Here is a 22,980-nt window from a genome sequence, read left to right as displayed (position 1 = left end):
GGATCAAGCATCCCTGCCTCCACTTGGGTGAGCGACTTTCGCGAAAGCGAGACGCCGACACACCGGACCTCTTCGCGCTCTATGCCGAAGCAGGGTAGGCTCGAGGCCTAGCGCTAATCTTCCATGCGTCGGCGATATCGCCACACTCTCGGCGCGTTGCGGCCTGACCCAATGCGCACTTGTTCCCGTTTCCAGCCATTCGCCTTCAGATACGCCGCAACACGCGTCTGATCGCGTCTGGTCCAACGGGCAGGCTCGAGCCCTATCGCCTCCTCGAGGATCTCGCCGACCGACACGTCCCGCAGCGGCTCCGGCCGCGGCACGCTCTCGGTGCGGGAGTTGCCGTAGTCGGGGAAGCCATCGGAGACGGTGCGGATCTCGTGCGTCAGCCAGTGTTCGATCAGGTCGTCCCAGGCATCGGACTGGTAGCGGCGGCCCTGTTCCTCGCGGGCTTCCGCCAGCAGCGCTGGGTCGTCGATCCACCAGATTGCGCCGGCTCGGAAACGGTGGACGGCCTCGGCCCAGAGCTGGTCCCGGTCGCGGGCGAGCGCCGCGATGTCGATGGCGCCGCAGCGGAGAGGCCAGAAGCGGCGGTTGCCGGTCTCGTCGCGCAGATAGGTGTCGGGGTTCACGGTGCCGGCGAACACGCACTGGCGCGGCACCTCGACTGTGTAGCGGCCATAGGGCGGGCGGAAGCGGTCGGTGGTTCGCGTCAGGAACGCCTTGATGCGCGAGACCTCGGCGCGGCCGATGGCGTCGAGTTCGGCGATCTCGACGATCCAAACGCCCTGCATGTGCAGCGCCGCGTCCTTGGACCCGAGCTCGGGCAGCTCGTCGGTGAACCATTCCTCGCCGGCCAGTACCTTGATTGCAGTGGACTTGCGGGCGCCCTGCGGCCCCTCGAGGATCAGCATGTGGTCGGCCTTCACGCCGGGGCGGTAGATGCGGGCGACGGCCGAGATCAGCCAGAGCGCGCCGATGGTGTGGTTGAACGCGGTGGGGTCGGCGCCGAGATAGGCGCTGGTCCAGGTCTCCATCCGGGGCGTGCCGTCCCATGTCAGGGTGTCGAGCCAGTCGCGGACGGGATGGATGCGCAGCTCGCGGGCAACGGCGCCGACGGCGCGGCTGACGACCACCGGCGCCACGTTGATGCCGCGCAGCTGCAGCCATTCGGCGGTGCGGATGTCGTCGGCGTCCTCCCAGGGGCGCGGGAGTGGCGCGGTCGCACAATCCCACGGCAGCGGCTGGCGCACCACGATCTCCTGCCCGAACTCGTCGAAAGCGAGAACGCCGGCGAAGGCAGGATCGGATGTCAGCGCCACGATGACATTGGCCTCGTTGCGCTCGGGTGCCCCCGCGAGGTCGAGCCGGAGGCGCCTGAACCAGGCAGGCTTCGGGATCGGGGCGTGCGGATCGCCGGTGGCGTTCACGCGGCGGCCGAGTTCGGCCAGCTGCTGGGTCAGGACCGAGATGCCGATGCCGGTCGCGGACTTGATCCGCGCGATGACCTGCCGTTCGGGCAGAGGATCGAGCCTCGCCAGCGCGATGCGCCCGAGCAGCGTGGACAGGGCTTCGAACTCGGGTGGGTTGGTCAGCGTATCGGCCGCGGCGATCAGGGTGGCGGGATCATCGACAGACGCGACAATCGGGGTGGCCGTCTCCGTTTCCTCGGCCTGCGACACCGATGTGGTGTCTGCCGAGCGCGCGTAATCCTCGGCGCGAGCGCCGCGCTGCAGATCGTCGTTGAAGTCGTCACCATGCAGCGGGGCGACGATCTCGTTCGGGATGTCGGCGCGGTTCAGACGGTCCGAGAGCGTCGCTCCCGCCTGGAGGCCGGCGTCCCCGACATCTGCGTAGATGGTGACGCGCCGGGTGCTCTCGGGCCACTGGAACCGCGCCAGACCGTCGGCCGACAGCGCCGCCCAGACCGACATGCCAAAGAGCGCATGCGCGGCGAGCGCGGTCTCGATGCCCTCGGCGATGCCGATGTGGCCGTCCTCCGGCATCGGGAACAGCCGGACCACGGCATCCTTAACACTGCCCAGCATCTTCTTGCCCGGAGGCGCCTTGGTGCTGCCGTCGTCGAGCAGGAACGTGCGGTGGATACCCGGCGCGCGCTGCCCGTCATGCAACCGCAGGATGGCGATCAGGCCGGGCCAGCCGCGGCAGCTGTCGAAGTCCGGAAGATCGGGGTGGAACAGCAGATCGGGCGATCCGGGATCCGAGAGCCCGCGGGCGCGCAGATAGGTCTCGCCCGGCGTGCCCGCGAGGGGCACGGCCCCACCGACCAGACGCGCGATCTCGGCCGAGTGGTCGGGACGTGTGTGCATGGGCGACTTAGGCGCAGGCTGCGGCGCAGGGCGATCCATCCCGGCGAGCCGCGCTGCCTCGTCGAAGAGCGACCCGTCACAAAGACCGGTCGCCTGCGCGATCAGGTCGATGGGACCGGCCCGCTCGCCGGTGGCGTAGTCGAAGCCCCAGCCGGCATAGGGGCCGTCGAGATGGATGGTGCAGGAGCCCTCCTTGCGCGGCGGTCGACCGGAGAGGTCCGCGCAGCGCAGGGAACGACGGTCCCGCGCGAGCCGGGCCTCGGGGAAGAGCCCCGGCAGCCAGTCGGCGGCCGTGCAGGCAAGCCGCTCTTTCACCGCCGCCAGATCGTGCCGGGTCTTCGGGACCGCGATGTCGTTGAGGTCGATCATCGCGCCCCTCAGGCCAGAAGGACGAGCCCGCGCTCAGCCCGGGTGATCGCGGTGTAGAGCCAGCGGCGCCGGTCGATCTCGCTGCGGCCCAGTCCGTCGTCCCAGACGATCACGTTCTCCCACTGCGAGCCCTGCGCCTTGTGCGCGGTGATCGCCCAGCCGAAGGTCGCCTCGGTCAGCAGGCGCTTCTCCTTGTAATCGCGGTCATGGCGCTTGTCGTCGTAGGCGACATGGTCCTCGAAATGCCCCTTGTAGATGCGCAGCCGGCCCGGACGCCCGTCCTCATAGGGCTCGCCGATGTGGCGCCCGTCCTCGTCATGGACGACGGCCGAGAAGTAGAGACTGCCCTCGTCGACGATGTCCTCGAGCGTCACGAACATCCCGTTGATCAGCCCCAGATCGTTCTGGTTCTTCAGGCAGATGATCTTCTCGGCCGGCCCCGTGGGCAGCCAGCTCCCGCCGAGACCGGCCGCCGCGCGCATGGCGTTGTTGATCTGCAGCCGCGTGGCGTTCAGCCCGCAGATCAGCTGGCCGCCGCGCAGCGCCTGTTCCGGCGTGATGTCGCCCTTGCGGAGCTTGGCGACGTGGTCGTCGTAGACGCCGAAGCCGATGGGCCGGCCCTCACGCGCCATGGTGGCGAGGCGGATGATCGCGCTCTCGGCCGCCTGGCGGTGGATCTCGGTCAGCATCACGTCCGGTTCGTCGCGGGTGAAGGCGCCTTCGCCCCGGATCGGCGGCAGCTGGCCCGGATCGCCGAGCACAAGGATCGGTTTGCCGAAGCTCATCAGGTCACGCGCCATTTCCTCGCCGACCATCGACACCTCGTCGAGCACGATCAGCCGGGCGTCCGCGGCGTCACTCTGCGGGTTCAGGGCGAAGCGCGGATGCTTCATCGCCGAGAGCCCCTGGCGCATCGACTCGATTGCGGCATCGGCAGTGGTGCGCGCGAACCCGGTGAGGCGAAGCGAGTCGCGTTCGGCCAGCGCGATCTTCCGCGCGGCTTCCTCGATTTCCTCCTCGGTCGACTCGATCACCGAGTATATCAGGCTGTGAATGGTGCGCGCAGGCGTGCCCTTGCGGCTCAGCACCAGCGCAGCCTTGCCGGTGAAGGTGGCGGTGACGACGCCGGGCACGCAGCGGCCGTCCTTCGCGCTGCGGTGGGGCGAGAGGCCAAGCTCGTCGAGCGCGAACTTCAGCACGGTGGTCTTGCCGGACCCGGCATAGCCGAAGAGGCGGAACACCTGCTGCTGCTCGGTCCTGGTCTCGAACCACTCCTTGATCTCGCGGATCGCGGCGGCCTGCGTGGCGGATGGGGTGAACTCGGTCATGGCTGGGGCATCTCCACTGCGTAATCCTTGACGATCCCGCCGCGGGTCGGATCGCCCACTTCGCACTGGCGGACAAAGACCCGGCGACCGTCCGCGAGCTGCCGCCAGTGACCGCGGCGGATGTGCCAGCGCGGGCTGGCGTGAATGCCGCCCTGCGGCGGCGTCGCTGCCTGCAGGCGCGCCGGATCGATGGCGACCTGGCGCCAGACCCATCCGCGCACGCCCTCGCGGGACAGGCGGGAGCGTTTCGCGTGCGATACCTTGCGGTCGCGGATTTCAGGTGAGGCGCCGAGGATGGTCAGCGCGCGCCAGACGATGCCGGCGGCGACTTCGCCGTGACCGCGGACCGTCTCGTCGCTCCACTCGGCCGGGTTGCCCTCGATCTCCGCCTTGCCGTCCGGATGCATCCAGACCCGCACCAGGCAATCCGTCCAGCCGCGCGGCGCCCGCTTGCGCATGAGAAACGTGGCCTCGACGATGTCGCCGTCGGCGCGGGCACAGACGATCAGCCCCGAGGGAGACGCGCGCTGCTCGCGCACCTCGAAGATCACGGACGGATGCGGCAGCCGAAGCGGACCGGTAAAGACCCGGGTCATCGCGCGGTCGACGATTTCGCCATCGAAGGCGGCCTGATCGTCGAAGAAGTAGATCGGCGCGAACTCTGCCGCTCCAAGCAGGTCGGAGCACCAGAACCGGTCGCGATGCGCGCGCACGATCCGCTTGAGCTCGTAGGCGTCGGGGATCATCGCCGCTCTCCCCAGCACCGTGTCGCCCAGGCGCAGGGCGCGTGCCACTTGCCGGCCGCCATCCCACCCCGGCACAGGACTGCGCTCGGCTCGGCCGCGGCGCGCGGCAGCCATTCCCCGGCCTCGGAGGCCCGCACCACGGCGACGGCGCGATCCGACATCTCCTGCGCGAGACGCGCGTCGAAGGGCACGAGCTCGGCGTGCAATTCCATCGTGTCGCGGTTCAGCGCGGTGAAGAGCGCCGGGGCCGGCAGCTCCATGTAGGCCTGATAGAGGGCGATCTGCGCCGCATACACGGGTCGCGCGAGGCTGACGCCACGCTTGACCACGTCCTTCCAGCTGGCTGCGCCGAGCGCCTTGTTCTCCCAGAGCGCGGGATAGTCCATCGCGACTGGGCCGGAGATGAAACAGCCGTCGATGTGACCCTTGAAGCGGCCGCCGAGGGCCTCAAACCCGAACTGGCGTCCATCGGGTCGCTCGGTCCGCAGGTCGAACCCGGCGATCCGGAACCAGCCTGCGACGATGTCCTCGGCCCGGTGGCCCGCCTCGAATATGCGCAGCGTGCGCGGCGCGAACTCCTGGCCTTCGTCCTTGGGCACCGCGAGGAAGTCGTACTGGATCTGGCGCAGGCAGTCGCGGCCGAGACCCGAGGAACTGACATAGGTGCGCGGACGCTCTGCGCGGTTGCGCGCGGACAGCGCCGTGTCGATGGCCGCGGAGACGGCTTCGGCGATGGGCGGGCGTGGCGCGCCGGCGCCGTAGAGGCAGCCCGAGCCATGGTTGAGGTCGATCATCTCTCGCGCTCCCAGAACCCGCCGGCCTGCGCGATGCAGGTCAGCTTGTGGAACTGCGCGTCCGTCAGCCGGGCGCTCTCTCCGAACCGCGCGAGCTTCTCGCGGAGGCTGTCGCAGAACTCGATCTCGAAGTCGGTGACAGCGTTCTCGGTGGCCGTCTTGAGCAGAGGTTTCCAGCTGCAGGACGCGGTGTCTTCGTTCAGGTCGATCATCGCGCGCCCCCTCAGAACGGAATGGGGTCGTCGAGGGCCGTGCCGGTGCGCTCCTTGCGCGCGGCCTGGTCCTGCATGCTGTCGATGTAGCCGGTGACGGCCGCCTCGATCAGGCGGTCGATGTCCTCGGCGCTGCGGTGGAAGAAGGGCTCCATGAGCCCGAGGTCGGTGAGCGCTTCGGCGAAGAGCGTCCGCGCATCGCGGATCGCACGGGCCTCGCGGGCGGTCTTGTCGATCATGCCGTTGTTCCTTTGGGCAATGGCGCTGCCCACGTCCTGACAGCGGCGCGAGCAGAAGCGGTGGTAGGGGTGGCGATCCCAGCGGAGGCCGTGGCAGTAGCCGAAGCCGCGCGCCTCGCGGGCGCAGACGGCGCAGAGCTCTACCCGAGCAAGAAGCTCCCGATCGGGTCCTCGGGCGGCCAGCCCGCCCTCTGGAGCTTTTCGGACTGGAGCACGAACCAGCGCGAGATCGCGTTGCTGGCCATGGCTTCGAGATCGCCGAGGCCGAGGCTTGCGATGGGGGCGTGCAGTCTTCCTCGGGCCTCGAGCCATCGTCCGATCTCCAGCGCCGCCTCGCGCGTCACATGCGCCTGCCATTCATCCGGGGTCATCGGCCCGGCCGGATCGCGCCGGGCCTCGGGCGGCGGCGAAGGCCGGGTCGACCTCCGCCGCCGTGCTGCCGACCGCGCCTTAGCCATTGAGCCAGGCGGGCATGCCGGTCGCCGGCGCCCCGCTGGGTGGGGACGGCGGGGTCTGAGCCGGTTGCTGGGCGGGCGGCTGCTGCGTGGGCGGCTGCGGGGCCGGCGCTTGAGCGCCCCAGGCCTGAGCCGCGGACGGCGCTTGCGGCTGCGCCCCCCATGCCGGTGTCGGCGCCTGCCAGCCCGGCGCCGGCGCGCTCGCGGCCTTGCGCGGCGGGGCGTTGACGGGCTCCGGGGGCACGGTTTCGCCGCGCATGGTCGGGGCATGCTGCGGCTCGTCGGGCAGAACGACGTTCGCGATCCGGTTCTGGTCCCGGTACTGAGGGTTGGAGGCGGGCTCCACCATGATCCGTGCAGCAAAGACGATGCCGTCGAGATGCTTGAGCCCGGGCAGCACCCGCTTGGCCTTGGCGTCGGGGCTTTCGTCCCTGGGGTCGAGCCCGAGAGCGCTGTCGACCATCGCCCGAAAGGTGGATTTCGAGATCTTCCAGCCGATCGACTGGCCCTTCTCGTCGACCTTGCCGCCCGCCACGGTGAAGCTCTGCCAGAACTTCCGCCGTGCATGGGGCCCCTCGAGGATGGTGAACTCGCAGTCCAGCATCTTCGCGTCGCTCGACTGCGAGGCCTTCAGGAGCTTGGCGTCCATCGGGGTCGCGCCGTCGACGCCGCCGGGGCGTACGGTCAGGCGGACCTTGGCGAAGGTGCCGTCGGGGATCAGCTCGCCGATGGGGGCCATCTGCGGCTGGGCGTCGTTGAGATCGTAGCTCATGGGTCTGTCCTTTGCGTCTGGATCAGGAGGGGGTGGCGGTGTGGGCGGCTGCACGGCCGTCGATCTTCGCGATCAGCGCGCCGAGATCGGGGGCCTCGGTGGTGTCGAGCCGGCCGGAGCGGTCCTTGGCGGGAAGGCCCCAGGGGTTGCCGGAGCGGCAGACAAGCCGGCGCTCGGCGGAGGTCTCATCCAGGGTCCAGTCGCCCTTGGCGTCGCGGCCGAAGAGCTGCATCGAGACCACCTGGTCGACAATGCCCGGCAGCTCGCGCCCGGCCTTCGTGCCCTCCATTTGCGGCTGCCAGGTCGTCGCGCCGAACTCGTCGGTGACCTTCTCGAGCACGCCGACAAAGATCACCGTCTTGCCGCGGGCATGCTGGAGATGCTTCAGCGCCTGGATCACCTCGCGACCCAGAAGCCCGTAGGCGCCGCGGACATCCGGCTTGCCAGTCCGCTCGGAGAAGGCCTCCGGCTGCTGGCGGGCATAGGCCATGGCCTGCCGCGTCAGGTCGGTGATCGAGTCGACGAAGACGATCCGTTTCCGGGCGAGAAAGTCCTCGATGCCGGTGCCGAGATACTGCTGCTGCAGCCAGGCGTGATACTCGGCGCCGTACCAGGACTTCGGATGCTGGGCCGGATCGTGCCCACCGATCAGCACGGCGAGGTCGCGGAAATCGGTGAAGCTGCGCACCGGGATCGAGTCCCCGCGCCAGTCCTGCACCGACTTCATGCCAGCCTCGAGGTCGAGGCACACCGTCTCCTCGGCGGGCAGGGATTTCAGGAGCGTCGTCTTGCCGACGCCGGGCGGGCCGAAGATGGCGAGGGACGTCTTGTTCTCGGCGGCCGAAAGCCGTTCGTCGGCGGTGATGATGCGGAAGGCCATGGGGTTCTCCGGGAGTTGCGTTCAGGGTGCGCGGCGGCGGGGGTGACCGGGTGCCGAAGGGGAACCTGCCCGGCGTTGCCGACCGGGCGTCCCGCCGCCGCGCGTCACCGGTCTCGAGCCTCGAGCCGGAAGACGGGTTTGCCGGTGGTCTCGCTCCGCGCGTCCGCGAAACCCTCGCGCATCGCCGCTGGCCAGGCGCCGTAGCGCCGCTCGTGCACGCGATAGGCGATCTCGAGATACTCGGTCGGGTCGTCGCCGGCGGCGCGGATGCGTTCGACCATCGCCGCCAGCCGGTTCTGGTCCCACGTGACCTTCTTCGGCAGGTCCGCGACGATCACGACGCCTTCGTCCTCGACCCGCACGGTGCCGCTGGTCTTGCCCTGCGCAGCCCGTTCCGCCGCGGCGGCGGCCTCGTAGCGCTGCGCGATGCCGGCCTCGAGCCGGTCCCGCAGCCGCTTCACGCGGGCGGTCTCGGCGAGCGCCGTCGTCTGCAGATCCAGCAGCATCTCGGGCGGCAGCGCCGCGATGTCGCCGAGGGCGAGACCTTCGAGATCAATGAGGCGAGGGGCGTTGTCGGGGTGCGGCATGGCGGGGTCTCCATTGGAGGGGAATGGCAGGGCCATCAGGCGGCCTCGGCGTCTTCGAGGAGGCGGGCGAGCGGCACCGGCGTGCGGCGCGGCCTGGTCCGGGCGATGGCGAGATAGGCGAAGCGGTCCGGACCGAGCCGCACCTGCACGAGGTGGACGAGGTCCGCCTCGAAGGCCCGGTGCGCGGCGCTCGCCATCGCGGCCAGCCTGCGGCGGTCCGGCTCCGGCAGCGTCGAGATCACGGCTGTCGTGTCGATTCCGAGGAACCCGCGGTGGTATTCCAGCCGGTCGCCGGGCATCGCCTGTCCGATCCAGGCGCAGAACTCGATGTCAGTGAGCGGCCGGGGCCGCGCCGGGGTGAAAGCTGTTGGGGGCATGACGAGCATCTCCATGTCCTCCCTCTACTCACGCGGCTTCCGAACCGTCCCACCGCCCCCCGAGCCCGCGCATGGCGAGTTCGAGCCGGAGGCGTGCGAGGCGGCGGTAGAGGGCGGAGCGGGAGATGCCGTCGCGGCCGATCAGATCGGCGACGGCGCAGGTGCCGAGAGCCGCGCAGAGCCCGCGGACATCCTCCGGCAGGTCGGCGAGCGCCCGGGCAAGATCGTGGCGGGTCTCCACGTCCGCCGCGGCGCAACGATCCTGGCCATGCCAGGCGGCCAGCCCGTCCGTCTCCGCCAGCAGGCAGCCCAGCGGCTCGGCGCTGCCGGCGCCGGGCGCGTCGAGCGCCAGCACCGTGCCGCCCTGCGCCCGGCGCTGGCGATGGTGCCGGATCGCAATGCGCGAGCACTGGTTGCGCAGGACAATGTTTGCGAATGCGCCGATGGTGCCGCGGCGCTTGTCGAAGCCCGGCAGGCGACAGATCAGGTCGACCAGAAGATCCTGACGCAGGTCATCAAGATCGGCGGCAGGCAGCCTCAGCTTGCGCTGCAGGCGACGCGCGGCAAGGTCGGTTTCGTGGATCAGCGTGGAGAGATCAGGGGGTGAAATCGGGGGATACATCGGGGAAAGCCTCGGAACATCGTTTCTGATGCCCCAAGACTGCCGGTCTCCATTGGTCTCCAGGTGTGATTGGCGTGTGTTTGATGTGTGCCGCGTGTGTGACCGACGGCCCTCAGCCTTCCATCGCGACCTCTGACGGCGCGAGGCCAAGGCGGTACCCGCGTGACCGGACGGTCTCCACGAGCGTTTCAACCGACTCTTCCGTGAGCCCGCAGGTGACGAGGGCCCTGCGCAGGTCACGGACGATCTCTCGCGGTGTTCGCTGAAACTGAGCTTCGATCTCCTGTGCCCTGAGCACGGGGTCGCGCTGCCCCGACCGTTCGATAAGCATTCGGAAGAGCGCGAACATCTGCGGAGGAAGATCGAGGCGCCGACCGTCCAGCACCGCGAACAGCCCCTGGCGATGCAGGAGGAGCCTTGCACCATCGGTCGATGTGTGCCCGTCTTCGAGGATCAGGCGGTCGACGCCCGCCCGATCTGCCTTGATCATGTCGGCAAGCGCCCGGACCTCGATCCCGGCCTCGCGCAGCCGCAGCACCCGCGCCGGCTCCGGCTCCTTGGTGATTATCGTCACCGGCCGCAACGCCGCCGCGGATTTCAGCGCAAGGATTGCGCCCGGTGGCTCCAACCGATCCGCGTTGTCGCAAAGCATGAGCGCCCTGCCGGCAGGCCCGGAGCCAATCATCCAGACCCCATCCAAGACCGCCGAAACGGCGCCGGTGAGACCGCCGCTCACGCCGATCTGCCCTGCAAGTCTGCTGGCATCAACGCCGAACCGCGTCAGGTCGCCATGATCGAGGACAATGTCCTCGGCTGCATCGTGAGGACAGCATGCGCGCAGTTGGTCGCCGAACTTCCGGACTGGCCGAACATCGAGGCCGCAGTCGCAATGCGCGCAGACCGACCAGCTGTCCGCCTTCGAATGTTCGATCAGCACACGCGCTCGCAGCAAGCGTTCGATCTCGCGCGCGGGAAACCTGCGCAGCGCCCGGCCCGAGATCGAAACCTCCGGGCCGCCGTCACTCAGCCGCGTCCACAACCATGCCAGCATCGCAGTCCTTCTCCAGCCCGTGGCGTGCGATCAGCGTGTGGATCGCCTTTTCGAACCGCGTGCGGCGAAAGGCGAGCGTGCCCGGGGGTTTCAGCTTCACGGTGACCTGCGTAGGCCGCTTGCCCTCCGACTTGAAGAAGACGCGGAACGAGATCTCGCCGAGCCGCCAACCCTTGCCGAACCGCACTTCGCTGCCCTTGAAGTGACGTAGCGCACCAGTTGCGTCCTTCGATTCCCAAGTCCGGACATAGCGCCATTTCGCCTCGCCCTCGTCCCATTCGAAATAGTCGGCGGAGGCGGCCACGATCCGCACGCCGAGGATACGGTCGTCGTAGTGATGATCGAAAACGAAGTCGGGACCAGCCTCGCTGATGGGGTCGAGGGTGTAGAGATCACGGGCATCCTTGCCCGAAAAGAACCCGGCGCGGCCAAGGACGTGCTTGGCGAATATCTCGGCGAGATCCGCTTGTTGTGCCTTCACGACCCCGCCGATTAACAACCGCGCCTCTGCCGGTGAGTAGCGCAGCGTGGCGTATTTCACCGCGCGAAGCGGAATGATCTTCTCCTGGTCGCCGTCTACCACAGGTGTCGTCGCGACCGGAGCTCCATGGCTGACGACGAGATTGATCTCGCCGTCCTCCTCGTAGGGACCGAGGCGACAATACTCGCCTTGAAGATCGCGAGCGAAGAGTTTCATTGCCGCGGCCTTGAACGCGTCGATGATCTCAGGCGTCAGGTCGGCACTGACGTCGCGCTCCGGACCTCTGAACTCGGCCAGCGCTGTCGGGGTTCGCAGGGCATGGAAGTCGGCCGCTGCCTCGAAGACGCTTTTATGATGCAGGTAGGTGTGCAGCGCGACATGCTTCGGGTCGTGTCTGACTGGTGCAGACTCTTTCTCGTCTGCCTCTGGGTCGGGGTAGAGCACCACGCCCTGCCGTCGCGCCTCGCTCAGGATAATCTGCATGCCCTCGTTGCTTCCGAGGTCTGCCACCCGGTGGAGATCGGCCACCATGCCCTCGTTCCAGGCGGTGACGGCTGCCTCGAAATGCTTCGCGAGCGCAGATCTGACCACTGGATCTTCGTCATCGAAGTCGATGGGCAGGTCATTCGGCTCGAAGTGCCGTGCAATGAGTTCCTTGATGAGGTCAAGTTCGATGGTCTTCAGGAACTTTGGGTTGACGAATTTCCTGAGGTCTGAACCCATTTTTCCACCTCGCTTATGTCGGGTATGTTCTGATTATGTTCTAGCCAAAGAAACAACCGGGAGTCGAGTCAAAGGCAGCTCTACTCGCGACTTTTTTAGCTCCATGGGACGGATTGCGAATGCGATGAGTAGGAGAAGGGCGAGACCTGACGGACACTTCCTTCATGAAACGCCCCAACCCTCTGCCCCCTGACCAGATGACGCCCGCCGAGCGACGCGCCGAAGTCTGCGGCCTGTTGGCGCTCGGGCTCATCCGTCTGATGCAGCGCAAGCGCGGCGAAGCTTCTGACGATGCTGGAGAAATTCGCCTACACTCTTCAGCCGACAAATGCCGTCATGCAACTCCAACTCACCGGAGAAACGCATGAACACGCCCGACCCCATCCCTGCGCGCCTGGCCGCGCTCAAGACCACGCCGACGCCCGACCTGAAGAAGCAGTGGCGGGATCTGTTTGACAGCGAGCCGCCGCCGTTCAACCGGCGCTACCTGGAAAGCCGGCTAGCCTATCGCATCCAGGAACTCGCCTATGGCGGGCTGAACCCCGAGACGGTCCGGCGGCTAGAGCGGCTGGGCGAGGAACTGGACGGCGGCGACAAGAAGAAGCGCGGCATCCGCGCAGGCCGCGACCGGCCGATTACCGGAACGCGGCTGCTGCGCGAATGGCAGGGCGCGGAGCACATCGTCACGGTTACCGCCAACGGCTACGAATGGCAGGGGCGTCCCTACAAGTCGCTGTCGGCCATCGCCCGCGCCATCACCGGCACCCGCTGGAATGGCTGGGTGTTCTTCGGCCTCAAGAACCTGCGGGGCCGGAGATGACAAAGCTGCAGGAACAATCGAAGACCGCCCGCAAGCTGCGCTGCGCGGTCTACACCCGGAAATCCTCCGAGGAGGGGCTGGAGCAGGAGTTCAACAGCCTGCATGCCCAGCGCGAGGCCTGCGAGGCCTATATCGCCAGCCAGCGGTCCGAGGGCTGGGTGCTGGTCCGCGATCAGTATGACGACGGCGGCATCTCGGGCGGCACGCTGGACCGCCCCGGCCTGAAGCGCCTGATGGCCGACATCGAGGACGGGCTGGTCGACGTGGTGGTGGTCTACAAGATCGACCGCCTCAGCCGCTCGCTGGCCGACTTTGCCAAGCTGGTCGAGGTGTTCGACCGCAATGGCGTGACCTTTGTCTCGGTGACCCAGTCGTTCAACACGACCACCTCCATGGGGCGGCTGACGCTGAACATCCTGCTGTCCTTCGCCCAGTTCGAGCGCGAGGTCACGGCCGAGCGCATCCGCGACAAGGTCGCCGCCAGTCGCAAGAAGGGCATGTGGATGGGCGGGATGCCGCCCTATGGCTACCGGGCCGAGAACAGGAAGCTGGTCATTGACGAAGAGCGCGCCGGGCACGTGCGCTGGATCTTCGCCCGCTTCATCGAGATCGGCTCCGGCACGGTGCTGGCGCGGGAACTTGGTGCCCGGGGCATCCGGTCGGTGCGCGGCAACAGCTTCGACAAGAAGTTCATCTACCGAACGCTGAACAACCGCGCCTACCTTGGTGAAGCCGTGCACAAGGGCGACAGCTATCCCGGCGAGCATGAGGCGATCATCGACCGCGAGACCTGGGACAAGGTTCACGCCATCCTGGCAGAAAGCCCGCGCAAGCGCGCCGCACGCACCCGCGCTAACACGCCCGCGCTGCTGAAAGGCCTGCTGTTCGGCCCGGATGGCGCAGCCTTTTCGCCGAGCCATACGCGCAGCGGCGACAAGCTCTACCGCTACTACGTCAGCCAGACCGTCCTGCAACACGGGGCCGGCTCCTGTCCGGTGGGCCGTGTGCCCGCTGGCGAGATCGAGGCCGCCGTGATCGACCAACTCCGCGCTGTCTTTCGCCAGCCGGAGATCGTCACCGGAACGGGGAGGGCGCTGCGCAGCGCAGCGAGCAGCCTCAGCGAGGACGAGGCGCGCAAGGCCCTACTGCAGCTCGACCCGCTATGGGACGAACTCTTCCCCGCCGAGCAGGCGCGCATCGTGGCGTTGCTGGTCGAGCGTGTCGACATAGGCACGGACGGACTGAACGTACGGTTGCGCACGGACGGGCTGACTGGGCTGGCGCGCGAGATGCTGGCCGGCGACATGGAGAAAGCTGCATGATCCGCGCCACGCCAATTCCAGAATTCATCACCATTCACGTCCCGTTCCGTGTCGTAAAGCGCGGCGGGCGAAAGGAGATGCAGATGCCTGACGGCGCCGCGCAGCCGCGAAGGACCGACAACACGCTGGTCAAGGCGCTGGCCCGCGCCTTTCGGTGGAAACGCATGCTGGATTCCGGGTTGTTCGCCACCATCGCCGAACTGGCTGAGCATGACGGAATTGCCGTATCCTACCTGACCCGCGTCCTGCGCCTGACGTTGCTCGCCCCCGATATTGTGGAGGCGATTCTGGACGGGCAGCAGGGGAGGGAGGTAACGCTCGCGCGGGTGCTGGAGCCGTTTCCGTTTGCGTGGGTAGAGCATTCCGCACACTTAACAAAAGACACCGAAGGGGGGACGCGCGCATGCGCCGATGTCTAGGAGGATCCCAGATTATTCCCACGCAACCGCCTGGGGGGTACGCAAAGTGGCTTGCACCGGCTATACGCATCCTTTAAGGAACGTAAGAACAATAGCGGAACATTGCGCGATGCGCACGAAAGTCTGACGATGGAATTTGATGTTGATGCCGAGCTGTCGAAGCTCACCCGAGACGAGCTCGAGCGCCTTGCGAAGAGCATGATGACCAGCGGGGTGGCGCTCAGCTTCCACGGCCGACGTTCCGCCATGCAGATCGCCAAGCGTGTCCGTCCTCGCCAGACTCGCCGGGAGCCTCGCCTCAACGTTGGCACGCCGGAGGATCAAGCGAGGAATATGCTGATCGAAGGCGAAAACCTCCAAGCAATGGTGACGCTGTACAAGTATCGGGGCCAAGTCGATCTGATCGTCACGGATCCACCCTACAACACCGGGCAGTATTTTCGCTACAACGACCGGTGGGACAATGACCCGAACGACCCGGACCTCGGAACCATCGTGTCCAACGAGGACGGCTCCAAGCACACGAAATGGATCAAGGCAATGATGCCTCGCCTTCAGATAATGAAGGCGATGCTTAAACCGTCCGGCGTGGTAGCAATTTGTATCGATGACAACGAACTCTTTCATCTCGGTATGATGATGGACGAAGTTTTCGGGGAGAATAACCGGGTAGCCATCATCAACTGGCAGAAAGCATACTCTCCGAAGGGCGGAAATTCCATATCGAAGACCACTGACTACGTATTGGTTTACGCGAAGGACAAAGATCTCTCGAGGATGCAGTTGCTCCCGATTGACCGGTCTGGCACGAAAAACATTGACGGCGATGATGGGGGGGACTGGATCCCGACAGACCCGACAGCCAGGCAACACCGTGCAGCTACAGCCTATGCAATTCAGTCGCCGTTTACAGGCCATTTGCACTATCCAAACGGGGAATACGCCTTCGATGGACAGCTTCCGGAGCCCAGATCGCACTGGGTAAACTTCACAAAAGAGGAGGTCATCAAGTATCTCGCTGAGTGGGGTGTAAAATACGTCGAACGAGACCTAGGCGATGGCCGGGGCAACGCTCTAGTCATCGCTGACTCTGATGTTGCCTTGGAGGGGTATCGGCCAGACCGGGATCCGGCGGTTCAGAGAGCAGCACAGCTGGCGACTAAACGTCGGCAAAAGGGCAATTGGCCAAAGCTCTTCTTTCGCGACGATAAGAATAGGAGACCTGGCGCGGGCCGCCCGCGGCTCAAGACGCCGATCGATGCCGTTCGGGCCGGCATGATTCCGACAACCTTCTGGGATGAAGATTTGTATGAATCCCCGATCGACATCGGGTCCGTCACGTGGCCACACGCACAATCTGGCCATTCAGATATGGCTCGCAAGGAGCTGGACGCGATCGTTGGAAAAGGACATGCGTTCGATACGGTGAAGCCTTTGCGTCTCCTGAAGAAGATCATCCAAATCTGGTGTCCACCAGAAGGTCTGGTTCTGGATCCTTATGCTGGTTCTGGATCGACAGGTCACGCAGTGCTTGAACTCAATCATGATCTCGGTTCCTCTCGCCGCTTTATACTCATCGAGCAAGGCGCGCCTGAAAACGGCGACAAATATGCTCGTACACTGACTTGGCAACGCCTCAAAAACGCTGTGACTGGGGAGCGGCCCACGGGAAAACCAGCTACAGCCCTAGGCGGCGGCTTCGAGTATCGGCTCCTCACGAAGACCATCGACGCAAAGACCGTTCTCACCATGCAGCGGGACGAGCTGATAGATGTGGTGCTGACTTCCCACTGGGAGACGCATAAGCGTTCTGCCCCGAGCCTCACCCGAGTTGATGGCGTTGACTATCAGTATCTGGTCGGGAAAGATCAAAATGGCGAGGGATACTTCTTGATCTGGGACAATGGTGGCCCTGTCGGATCCCTTAACCGCGACACATACAAGCAAGTCGTGTCCGAGGCTAAGAAGGCTGGCCTTGAACCACCCTTCCATGTTTACGCCCGATACGAGCTTTTCCAGTCGTCGAACGTTCGTTTCTGGAAGATTCCGGACAAGATTCTTGCGGATCTTGGTCTGACGGACAATGATGAGTTTAACAATTCTGACGATAGCGAATAATGGAACCCATCGAATTTCAAGCCCGCGCGGCAGCGCAAATCGCTCGGCGCTTTACCGATTACGCTGCCGACCCGCTAATGGTGAATCGCACCACGCCTGTTCCGTTTCTGCAGACGCTTGTGGCGATCACCGGCAGCGGTAAGACGTTGATGCTAGCTGAGGCTGTTGCGCGGATTGGCGAAGAGCTTCCTCTCCCGCCGGTGGTTCTTTGGATATCGAAGGGACGTGTGGTGGTCTCGCAGACCTTCGAGAATCTTTCGTCTGGCAAGTATGCGGATAACCTTCCCGGTTTTCGAGTTATGCCGCTGCTGGAAGCCGCGCCTGAACACTTGAGCAGCGAACACGAGCCGTTGCTCCTGGTTGCAACCGTGGGCAAGTTCGCGATTGACGACGCGTCGAGCGAGGAACGTAAGGTTTATAGGGCGCAGCTCGACTTGGCAGAGGAGTCCCTATGGGAGCTACTTAAGAAGCGCCGTACGGCGAAGGGACAGAGACGTCCTCTAATCGTCGTCTATGACGAAGGACACAACCTGTCCGATCTTCAGACCGATCGGCTCCTAGAACTCGCACCAGATGCGCTGATCGTTGCTAGCGCCACCATGTCGCTGCCGCCGCGTCTGAATAATGTCATCTCTCGCCTTCGTAGCGACCAAGGGTGGACCGATCCGGATTTCTCGACGACTGTCTCGAGCCCCGAGGTCGTAGAGGCCCAGTTGGTGAAGCAGCGGATATCAATAGACGGATACATCACCCCGCTAGAACCCGCGCTAGATAACTTGCTGACCGACATGCGAAGGGCGCAGCAAGCAGCTCAAAATCTGAAGCTGCCTTTCCGACCAAAGGCCATATATGTCTGCTCCACCAACACCGTGGATGGCGTGCCAGTCTCGGAGGACCTCAAAAGGCCCTTTCAGGAACGACAGGCCCGGCCCATCCTAATATGGCGACACCTCGTCGAGGTCGCAAAGGTAGACCCAGCCAAGATCGCCGTCTACTGCCAGCTCAAATTCTCGAAGGAATCGCAGAAGCCGCCAGAAATGCACCTCTTCGATGGGGCGGAGAAAGACTACTCCCGATTCATCGCCGGCGACTACGAGCACATCATTTTCAATCTTGGCCTTCAGGAAGGCTGGGACGATCCAGCGGCGTCTTTCGCATACATAGACAAAGAAATGGCGTCAGCGCGACAGATCACTCAGGTCATCGGGCGAGTCCTTCGGCAACCTGGGGCACAGCACTACAGTGATCCGGTCATGAACACGGCGCACTTCCACATCCGAACCGATGAGAAACGGGTCTTCGATGACATCTTGACGCAGATCCGCGCGGACTTGGTTTCCGAACATCCGTCCATAGCGTTGGTGGTGAAGGATGAGAAAACCCGAGGGAAGAAGGACAGCTTGGACCCACGGCCGGCTCGGACGATTCCCACCGTCGCGATTGAAAGTAGCGATGCGCTAGAGCCTATAGGGAAGATTGTCAAAGGAATGATGGACTTCCGAGACGGCGGACAGAACACGATCGGTCAAGGGAGCCGCATGCAGGTACTGCAGCTCATTGGATCGGAGACGGATGCACACTATGACTGGGTCGAAGTAGATCACAGCAACCGGATCATGACACGCCATGTATTCCGCCGTGAGATTCAAAGGTGCTATCCGGGTGGGCTGCGCAGAGCGGGGGGCCCGATCAACTTGGTGGATATCGAGGACCCCAAGTTTGATGCGTTAATCGAGGCCAGCAGCCCGGCGGCAGAGCATATAAGGGAGACGGCTCGCAAAGTGGTAGAGGCCTATATTCAGCACTCCTTGGTTTTCCAGGATGATACGGGCCACCCCTATTCAGTTGGACCGATAGCGGTTGACAGCAACGGAGGCGAGACTTTCAAAAGATCGCTGCACGAACGCTACTCTGGCCTGAACGGCTTTGAACTGAGGTTTGCGAGGGCGATCGACAAGACCCAACGGGTCTGGACACGGAACCCGTCCGGCAGCGGATATTCGATCCCTCTATTGCATGCCGGGAAGGCGTACTTCCCCGACTTTCTCGTCTGGATAGACAAGGACATCGTGGCTATCGATACAAAGGGCACGCACCTGCTGCTTGAGGCATCTGCATCGAAATTGTTCGAGATCGGCGGATCAGAGGCAGGGCGACGGATCGTCCTTCGTCTCGTGTCGGAGGGGCATGTCGAAATTTCTGATGGCACCATCCACACCCGCAAGACAGCGGGTTTCACCGTCTGGGTGTGGCGCCATGGCCGTCCGCAGCCCATCTTCTGCGACACCGAGAAAGAGGCAGCGGAGATATCTATCCGGCTTGACTGAGACTTCGGCGCGCCGACGATTCCGGTTGGGCGTCAGTGGCATTTCAGACAAATGGCACCGGGATCGGAGTCTTTGCGGGACTTGAAAAAAATGGCATTTAAACAAGAACTTAAGGGCTATTCACCAAAACCGCGCAGTTAACAGGTCCGGAGATTTTCGGCCCTGAGAGACCGCTTCCGGGACTCCTGGCGCAGGGGCCAGTGCTCAGCCCCACCCACATAACCTTCGAAAACAACGATAAAATCCGGCCGGGGCCGGATCTGGAGAAGGTCTTTGTAGGGGAAAATGGCGGAGAGGATGGGATTCGAACCCACGAGACGCTTTTGACGTCTACTCCCTTAGCAGGGGAGCGCCTTCGACCACTCGGCCACCTCTCCAGTCGCGTTCCTGATACTTGAACTGACGCCGATTGCAAGCGCTTTGCGGCTCTTGCCTGTGGATCAGTGAAGTTTTGTGACGCGCTGACGAAAGAAAGTCGTGTGCTGGCTGCCGGCGGACAGGTGTGGCGTGTCAGCGCCGGCAGCAATTGGATGGAGTTGCGTGGATACCTGCGCCCCGGGCGCGGCTCTCCGGCGCAATCAATGCAGTTGCAGCCATTCGCGGGCGGTGCGCTGGGCTTCGGCGATGTCGGCGGCAGACATTTCGCTCGAGATTTCCTTGCGGTAGCGGGCGGCTTCCTGGTTGCCCTTCATGGCGGCCAGATTGAACCACTTGTGCGCGGCGACGAGATCAGCGCGGCCAGACCGGCCACAGGCGCTGTCCAGCCCCATCTGGAACAGGATGTCGGCAGTGGCGGGGGCTTCCCCCATGATGGCCATGTCGGCCGAGTGCATTTCAAAACGAGCCATGTCAGCTCTCCCCGTTTGACTTGCAGGTCCCTACAACCTGCTTCCCGGAAGCGCCTTTGCTTAAGTTATGCCGCGCTTCTTGAGGAAATACTCGCCTGCCGGATTGAAAAGCTCGTTAAAAGTCTAACTTAATGCAATTCAAACAAGAGTTTAATTGTCGGTGAAATTGACGTTTCGGTAAGCAAGACGGCGCTGAAAACTCTTCAGGGTCAATGTGCCTTGGCTCGAATGCATTTGATTTCGGTCACCCTTTCCTAACCACGATCCGATGTCCCGCCAAACAGGACAGGTGAGGGCTGGCTGTGTTCGGCGGCCCGGAAGGCGATTTCACGCCAGTTCCGGCCCCAGGACGACATATGGCGTCTCGAACCAGTGTTCCTGAAGGTTCGGGCTGGAGCCGATCCGGTCAATGACGACAAAAAGGCCCGGGGCGTCCAGAGGGGTGAGGACGCCGTGCCAGGTGCCACGGTGCAGGTTGATTGCCTGGCCGGGCTTTGTCAGGAACGCTTGTGGCGTACCGGGCAGTCCGCCGTTGTCGGGTGCGACAATCACAAGAAAGGACGTAAGGCTCATCGGGATAAAAGCCTGGCTGCCGTCCGGATGGCGTTCGACCATGTCGAGCTGGTAGGGCAGGGCGCGCGGCTCAGCCTTGAACAGGGAGATCCCGGCGCGGCCGTCCGCGCCGAAATCGAGCCGGGCGCGGTCATGGTAGCGGCCGCACAGGCCCTGGTTGATGAGCCGGTCCGGATCGCCTGACGTGTCCAGGACATCGCCGTAGGGAGCGAAGGCTTCGGGCGTCAGGGGCTGGGCCGCAATCTGCCGCATCATTCAGCGCCCAAACACGCCGCCGAGGCGGGCATGGCGATTGACGTCCTTGTAAAGGAGATAGCGGAACCGTCCGGGTCCGCCCGCGTAGCAGGCCTGCGGGCAGAAGGCGCGCAGCCACATGAAGTCGCCGGCTTCCACCTCCACCCAGTCCCGGTTCAGCCGGTACACGGCCTTGCCTTCCAGCACATAGAGCCCGTGCTCCATGATGTGCGTTTCCTCGAAGGGAATAAGGCCGCCAGGCTGGAAGGTGACGATGTTGACATGCATGTCGTGCCGCAGGTCCGCCGGATCGACGAAGCGGGTCGTTGCCCAGGCGCCATTCGTGCCGGGCATCGGTGAAGGGGGGGTATCCATTTCATTGGTGATGAAGGCGGTCGGGCGGTCAAGGCCGGCGGCATCCTCATAGCGCTTGCGCACCCAGTGGAAGCGCGCCGGCTCTGTCCCCTCGTTGTAGAGTTTCCAGCCACTGGCCGGGGGCAGGTAGGCGTAACCGCCGGGCGCCAGTTCGTGCCGGGTGCCTTCGAGCACCAGTGTCAGGTTGCCGTGGGTCAGAAAGATAACGCCTTCGGCCTGCGGGTCCGGCTCGGGTGCCTCGGCACCGCCGCCGGGCTGCAGTTCCATGACATATTGGCTGAAGGTCTCGGAAAAGCCGGTCATGGGACGGGCAATGATCCAGCAGCGCAGACCGGCCCAGCCGGGCAGGTAGGAGGTGACGATGTCAGAGAACACCCCGCGCGGGATCACGGCATAGCTCTCGGTGAAGACGGCACGGCCGGTGTGCAGGGCGGTCTGGGGCGGCAGGCCGCCTGTGGGAGCGAAATAGTCGGTCATTGTGATCAGGAGCGTTTCCGGTCGGGTGTGGCCGGCCGCTGGCCGGACGGAGTGGCGGTTAGATTACCTGCTTTTGCGCCTCTGTCCGCAGGGAAAGCGACTGTTCCACATGGCTGTTGCGACCGATCGCAAGAGCCCCGATGCGCAGTGCCAGCCTGATCTCGGCACAAGGTGACAGATCATTCAGTTCCTTGGCATTTTTCTCGCCTTTGCGTCATGATTCCGACACCACCGGGAGGCAATTTGCGCCGCAGTCTGTTAGGAAGAGCGCGAAGAGCGGCAAAGCGCCGGTCCGCAGGCGCTAGCCAGATGGCAGTGCCAGGTGTCAGTCTCAGGGGCCATACATGGAACAGAAGGTCACGGATAGCACCGCTGAAGCCGAGGCGGTGGTCGCTCGACCGCGGCGTCCGCTGATTACGGACCATGCCGCCGCCCGCTGGCTGCTGCTGATCATCCTGGCGGCCTCCGTCTGGTTTTTCCACGGCTTCATCGTGCCGGTACTCGCCGCCACGATCATTGCCTTTGCCAGCTGGCCGCTGCTGACGCGCATCGAGCGCATGCTGCCGGTTGGCCGCATCGGCGTTGCCGCGCTGATGGTCCTGCTGATCATCGGCTTCATCGTGCTGCCGATCATGTATGCGATGCTCTATGCCTTCGCCGAGTTGCAGATCTGGATCGACTGGGCCTTCGCCACCAACCAGAACGGTGCCCCGGTGCCGGCCTGGATCGCCGCGCTGCCGCGTGTCGGTGACTGGCTGACCGTGCAATGGGACAAGCATATCGGCCATCCCGGCGCGATCAGCGAACTGGTGCAGATCATTTCGGGCGCCAATTTCGGCTCGATCTACCGTGGCATCCTGACCGCCGGCACGCTGGTGTTCCATCTGGCGCTGACCTTGATCTTCATGCTGATCGCGCTTTTCATCTTCTACCGGGACGGCGAAAAGATCGCGGCCCAGATCGACCGTGTCGGCCAGCGCATCCTGCCGGAGCGCTGGGACCGGCTGTCGCGCGTGGTGCCGACCACGATCAGTTCCACCGTCACCGGCATGACGCTGATTGCCATCGGTGAAGGCATCATTCTTGGCGTGGCCTATGCCATTGCCGGCGTGCCGTCTCCGGTCACGCTCGGGGTCATCACCGGGTTCATGGCACTCATTCCCGGCGGTGCGCCGCTCTGCTTCACGCTGGTGTCGATCTATCTGGTTGCCAGCGGTTCCGCCTTTGCCGGGATTGCGCTGTTCCTGTGGGGCACGATCGAACTTTTCATCGTCGACAAGACGGTTCGTCCCGTGCTTGTCGGCGGCCCGGTCAAACTGCCGTTCCTGCCGACCTTTTTCGGCCTGATCGGCGGGGTCAAGACCATGGGCATCGTCGGTCTGTTTATCGGCCCCGTGCTGATGGCGCTGGTGGTCGCCATGTGGCGGGAATGGCAGCGCGAGATCGAGGCAGCCAAGATCCGCTCCCAGATCGAAACTAGCCGAAGCTCCTGAGGCTTGCG

General features: G+C 64.6%; 23 protein-coding genes and 1 tRNA gene. 6 read left to right on the top strand and 18 right to left on the bottom strand.

The annotated features are described in order from the left end of the window. Nucleotides 1-113: 113 nt before the first annotated feature. The 14 genes from C8348_RS11630 to C8348_RS11565 all read right to left on the bottom strand — a co-directional run bounded on the left by C8348_RS11630 (nt 114) and on the right by C8348_RS11565 (nt 11,966). The gene (locus tag C8348_RS11630; RefSeq protein WP_106753506.1) at nt 114-2,699 is read right to left on the bottom strand and encodes a VapE domain-containing protein; all 2,586 of its coding nucleotides are present in this window, start codon (nt 2,697-2,699) and stop codon (nt 114-116) included. 8 nt (nt 2,700-2,707) lie between these two features. Then, nucleotides 2,708-4,027, bottom strand: a complete 1,320-nt coding sequence (locus C8348_RS11625) for an ATP-dependent DNA helicase (protein ID WP_106753505.1) — start codon at nt 4,025-4,027, stop codon at nt 2,708-2,710. After that, the gene (locus tag C8348_RS22410; RefSeq protein WP_106753504.1) at nt 4,024-4,773 is read right to left on the bottom strand and encodes a hypothetical protein; all 750 of its coding nucleotides are present in this window, start codon (nt 4,771-4,773) and stop codon (nt 4,024-4,026) included. Before C8348_RS22410 ends, C8348_RS11625 begins: the two co-directional genes overlap by 4 nt. Beyond that, nucleotides 4,770-5,567 (bottom strand): hypothetical protein, encoded by a 798-nt coding sequence (locus C8348_RS22260; protein WP_106753503.1) that lies wholly within the window; start codon nt 5,565-5,567, stop codon nt 4,770-4,772. Before C8348_RS22260 ends, C8348_RS22410 begins: the two co-directional genes overlap by 4 nt. After that, nucleotides 5,564-5,779, bottom strand: a complete 216-nt coding sequence (locus tag C8348_RS11610) for a hypothetical protein (protein WP_106753502.1) — start codon at nt 5,777-5,779, stop codon at nt 5,564-5,566. Before C8348_RS11610 ends, C8348_RS22260 begins: the two co-directional genes overlap by 4 nt. 11 nt (nt 5,780-5,790) lie before the next feature. Next, entirely contained in the window at nt 5,791-6,018 is a 228-nt protein-coding gene (locus C8348_RS22405) for a DUF6511 domain-containing protein (protein ID WP_007426738.1), read from the bottom strand. Nucleotides 6,019-6,158: 140 nt separating this feature from the next. Continuing rightward, nucleotides 6,159-6,389 (bottom strand): hypothetical protein, encoded by a 231-nt coding sequence (locus tag C8348_RS11600; RefSeq protein ID WP_106753501.1) that lies wholly within the window; start codon nt 6,387-6,389, stop codon nt 6,159-6,161. Nucleotides 6,390-6,468: 79 nt separating this feature from the next. Beyond that, entirely contained in the window at nt 6,469-7,245 is a 777-nt protein-coding gene (locus tag C8348_RS11595; RefSeq protein WP_106753500.1) for a hypothetical protein, read from the bottom strand. A gap of 22 nt (nt 7,246-7,267) precedes the next feature. Further along, nucleotides 7,268-8,125 carry an ATP-binding protein gene (locus tag C8348_RS11590; RefSeq protein ID WP_106753499.1) on the bottom strand — a complete coding sequence of 286 codons (858 nt, stop codon included), beginning with the start codon at nt 8,123-8,125 and terminating at the stop codon, nt 7,268-7,270. Nucleotides 8,126-8,229: 104 nt separating this feature from the next. Then, the gene (locus C8348_RS11585) at nt 8,230-8,712 is read right to left on the bottom strand and encodes a hypothetical protein (protein WP_106753498.1); all 483 of its coding nucleotides are present in this window, start codon (nt 8,710-8,712) and stop codon (nt 8,230-8,232) included. A 35-nt stretch (nt 8,713-8,747) separates the two neighbouring features. Next, entirely contained in the window at nt 8,748-9,089 is a 342-nt protein-coding gene (locus tag C8348_RS11580) for a hypothetical protein (RefSeq protein ID WP_208983711.1), read from the bottom strand. A 28-nt stretch (nt 9,090-9,117) separates the two neighbouring features. Beyond that, nucleotides 9,118-9,711 carry a sigma factor gene (locus C8348_RS11575; protein ID WP_106753496.1) on the bottom strand — a complete coding sequence of 198 codons (594 nt, stop codon included), beginning with the start codon at nt 9,709-9,711 and terminating at the stop codon, nt 9,118-9,120. A 112-nt stretch (nt 9,712-9,823) separates the two neighbouring features. Further along, entirely contained in the window at nt 9,824-10,762 is a 939-nt protein-coding gene (locus C8348_RS11570) for a hypothetical protein (RefSeq protein WP_157950425.1), read from the bottom strand. Then, nucleotides 10,731-11,966, bottom strand: coding sequence for a hypothetical protein (locus C8348_RS11565; RefSeq protein ID WP_106753494.1), 1,236 nt, complete (start codon nt 11,964-11,966; stop codon nt 10,731-10,733). The genes C8348_RS11570 and C8348_RS11565 overlap by 32 nt, the downstream gene beginning before the upstream one ends. A 364-nt stretch (nt 11,967-12,330) precedes the next feature. Here C8348_RS11565 and C8348_RS11555 point away from each other — a divergent pair, with 364 nt between their 5' ends. The 5 genes from C8348_RS11555 (at nt 12,331) to C8348_RS11535 (ending at nt 18,972) form a co-directional block, all read left to right on the top strand. Continuing rightward, nucleotides 12,331-12,786 (top strand): DUF2924 domain-containing protein, encoded by a 456-nt coding sequence (locus C8348_RS11555; protein ID WP_106753492.1) that lies wholly within the window; start codon nt 12,331-12,333, stop codon nt 12,784-12,786. Then, nucleotides 12,783-14,108 carry a recombinase family protein gene (locus C8348_RS11550; protein ID WP_106753491.1) on the top strand — a complete coding sequence of 442 codons (1,326 nt, stop codon included), beginning with the start codon at nt 12,783-12,785 and terminating at the stop codon, nt 14,106-14,108. The genes C8348_RS11555 and C8348_RS11550 overlap by 4 nt, the downstream gene beginning before the upstream one ends. Then, complete coding sequence (locus tag C8348_RS11545) at nt 14,105-14,527, top strand: hypothetical protein (RefSeq protein WP_106753490.1); 423 nt, start codon at nt 14,105-14,107, stop codon at nt 14,525-14,527. The genes C8348_RS11550 and C8348_RS11545 overlap by 4 nt, the downstream gene beginning before the upstream one ends. 129 nt (nt 14,528-14,656) lie before the next feature. Then, nucleotides 14,657-16,645, top strand: a complete 1,989-nt coding sequence (locus tag C8348_RS11540; protein WP_106753489.1) for a site-specific DNA-methyltransferase — start codon at nt 14,657-14,659, stop codon at nt 16,643-16,645. Further along, nucleotides 16,645-18,972 carry a DEAD/DEAH box helicase gene (locus tag C8348_RS11535; protein WP_106753488.1) on the top strand — a complete coding sequence of 776 codons (2,328 nt, stop codon included), beginning with the start codon at nt 16,645-16,647 and terminating at the stop codon, nt 18,970-18,972. The genes C8348_RS11540 and C8348_RS11535 overlap by 1 nt, the downstream gene beginning before the upstream one ends. Nucleotides 18,973-19,258: 286 nt before the next feature. On the opposite strand, the gene C8348_RS11530 is transcribed toward C8348_RS11535, so the two are convergent. The 4 genes from C8348_RS11530 to C8348_RS11515 all read right to left on the bottom strand — a co-directional run bounded on the left by C8348_RS11530 (nt 19,259) and on the right by C8348_RS11515 (nt 21,479). Continuing rightward, nucleotides 19,259-19,349, bottom strand: a tRNA-Ser gene (locus tag C8348_RS11530). Nucleotides 19,350-19,550: 201 nt separating this feature from the next. Further along, nucleotides 19,551-19,790: a hypothetical protein gene (locus C8348_RS11525; protein WP_106753615.1), complete on the bottom strand. Its 240-nt coding sequence runs from the start codon at nt 19,788-19,790 to the stop codon at nt 19,551-19,553. 357 nt (nt 19,791-20,147) lie between these two features. After that, the gene (locus C8348_RS11520; RefSeq protein WP_106753487.1) at nt 20,148-20,648 is read right to left on the bottom strand and encodes an ureidoglycolate lyase; all 501 of its coding nucleotides are present in this window, start codon (nt 20,646-20,648) and stop codon (nt 20,148-20,150) included. Next, nucleotides 20,649-21,479: a bifunctional allantoicase/(S)-ureidoglycine aminohydrolase gene (locus C8348_RS11515; protein WP_106753486.1), complete on the bottom strand. Its 831-nt coding sequence runs from the start codon at nt 21,477-21,479 to the stop codon at nt 20,649-20,651. Nucleotides 21,480-21,823: 344 nt separating this feature from the next. Between C8348_RS11515 and C8348_RS11510 the strand changes: the two genes are divergently transcribed. Further along, nucleotides 21,824-22,972 carry an AI-2E family transporter gene (locus C8348_RS11510; RefSeq protein ID WP_106753485.1) on the top strand — a complete coding sequence of 383 codons (1,149 nt, stop codon included), beginning with the start codon at nt 21,824-21,826 and terminating at the stop codon, nt 22,970-22,972. Nucleotides 22,973-22,980 lie beyond the last annotated feature (8 nt).

Origin of the sequence: Pannonibacter carbonis (assembly GCF_003012935.1) — a bacterium.
GTDB classification, from domain to species: domain Bacteria; phylum Pseudomonadota; class Alphaproteobacteria; order Rhizobiales; family Stappiaceae; genus Pannonibacter; species Pannonibacter carbonis.
This window is presented reverse-complemented; position numbering and strand designations above follow the sequence as displayed.

Excerpts from the sequence above, each read along its gene's own strand:
- C8348_RS11630 (WP_106753506.1), bottom strand. The coding sequence starts at position 2,699 with ATGATCGACCTCAACGACATCGCGGTCCCGAAGACCCGGCACGATCTG.
- C8348_RS11625 (WP_106753505.1), bottom strand. The coding sequence starts at position 4,027 with ATGACCGAGTTCACCCCATCCGCCACGCAGGCCGCCGCGATCCGCGAG.
- C8348_RS22410 (WP_106753504.1), bottom strand. The coding sequence starts at position 4,773 with ATGATCCCCGACGCCTACGAGCTCAAGCGGATCGTGCGCGCGCATCGC.
- C8348_RS22260 (WP_106753503.1), bottom strand. The coding sequence starts at position 5,567 with ATGATCGACCTCAACCATGGCTCGGGCTGCCTCTACGGCGCCGGCGCG.
- C8348_RS11610 (WP_106753502.1), bottom strand. The coding sequence starts at position 5,779 with ATGATCGACCTGAACGAAGACACCGCGTCCTGCAGCTGGAAACCTCTG.
- C8348_RS22405 (WP_007426738.1), bottom strand. The coding sequence starts at position 6,018 with ATGATCGACAAGACCGCCCGCGAGGCCCGTGCGATCCGCGATGCGCGG.
- C8348_RS11600 (WP_106753501.1), bottom strand. The coding sequence starts at position 6,389 with ATGACCCCGGATGAATGGCAGGCGCATGTGACGCGCGAGGCGGCGCTG.
- C8348_RS11595 (WP_106753500.1), bottom strand. The coding sequence starts at position 7,245 with ATGAGCTACGATCTCAACGACGCCCAGCCGCAGATGGCCCCCATCGGC.
- C8348_RS11590 (WP_106753499.1), bottom strand. The coding sequence starts at position 8,125 with ATGGCCTTCCGCATCATCACCGCCGACGAACGGCTTTCGGCCGCCGAG.
- C8348_RS11585 (WP_106753498.1), bottom strand. The coding sequence starts at position 8,712 with ATGCCGCACCCCGACAACGCCCCTCGCCTCATTGATCTCGAAGGTCTC.
- C8348_RS11580 (WP_208983711.1), bottom strand. The coding sequence starts at position 9,089 with ATGCCCCCAACAGCTTTCACCCCGGCGCGGCCCCGGCCGCTCACTGAC.
- C8348_RS11575 (WP_106753496.1), bottom strand. The coding sequence starts at position 9,711 with ATGTATCCCCCGATTTCACCCCCTGATCTCTCCACGCTGATCCACGAA.
- C8348_RS11570 (WP_157950425.1), bottom strand. The coding sequence starts at position 10,762 with ATGCTGGCATGGTTGTGGACGCGGCTGAGTGACGGCGGCCCGGAGGTT.
- C8348_RS11565 (WP_106753494.1), bottom strand. The coding sequence starts at position 11,966 with ATGGGTTCAGACCTCAGGAAATTCGTCAACCCAAAGTTCCTGAAGACC.
- C8348_RS11555 (WP_106753492.1), top strand. The coding sequence starts at position 12,331 with ATGAACACGCCCGACCCCATCCCTGCGCGCCTGGCCGCGCTCAAGACC.
- C8348_RS11550 (WP_106753491.1), top strand. The coding sequence starts at position 12,783 with ATGACAAAGCTGCAGGAACAATCGAAGACCGCCCGCAAGCTGCGCTGC.
- C8348_RS11545 (WP_106753490.1), top strand. The coding sequence starts at position 14,105 with ATGATCCGCGCCACGCCAATTCCAGAATTCATCACCATTCACGTCCCG.
- C8348_RS11540 (WP_106753489.1), top strand. The coding sequence starts at position 14,657 with ATGGAATTTGATGTTGATGCCGAGCTGTCGAAGCTCACCCGAGACGAG.
- C8348_RS11535 (WP_106753488.1), top strand. The coding sequence starts at position 16,645 with ATGGAACCCATCGAATTTCAAGCCCGCGCGGCAGCGCAAATCGCTCGG.
- C8348_RS11525 (WP_106753615.1), bottom strand. The coding sequence starts at position 19,790 with ATGGCCATCATGGGGGAAGCCCCCGCCACTGCCGACATCCTGTTCCAG.
- C8348_RS11520 (WP_106753487.1), bottom strand. The coding sequence starts at position 20,648 with ATGATGCGGCAGATTGCGGCCCAGCCCCTGACGCCCGAAGCCTTCGCT.
- C8348_RS11515 (WP_106753486.1), bottom strand. The coding sequence starts at position 21,479 with ATGACCGACTATTTCGCTCCCACAGGCGGCCTGCCGCCCCAGACCGCC.
- C8348_RS11510 (WP_106753485.1), top strand. The coding sequence starts at position 21,824 with ATGGAACAGAAGGTCACGGATAGCACCGCTGAAGCCGAGGCGGTGGTC.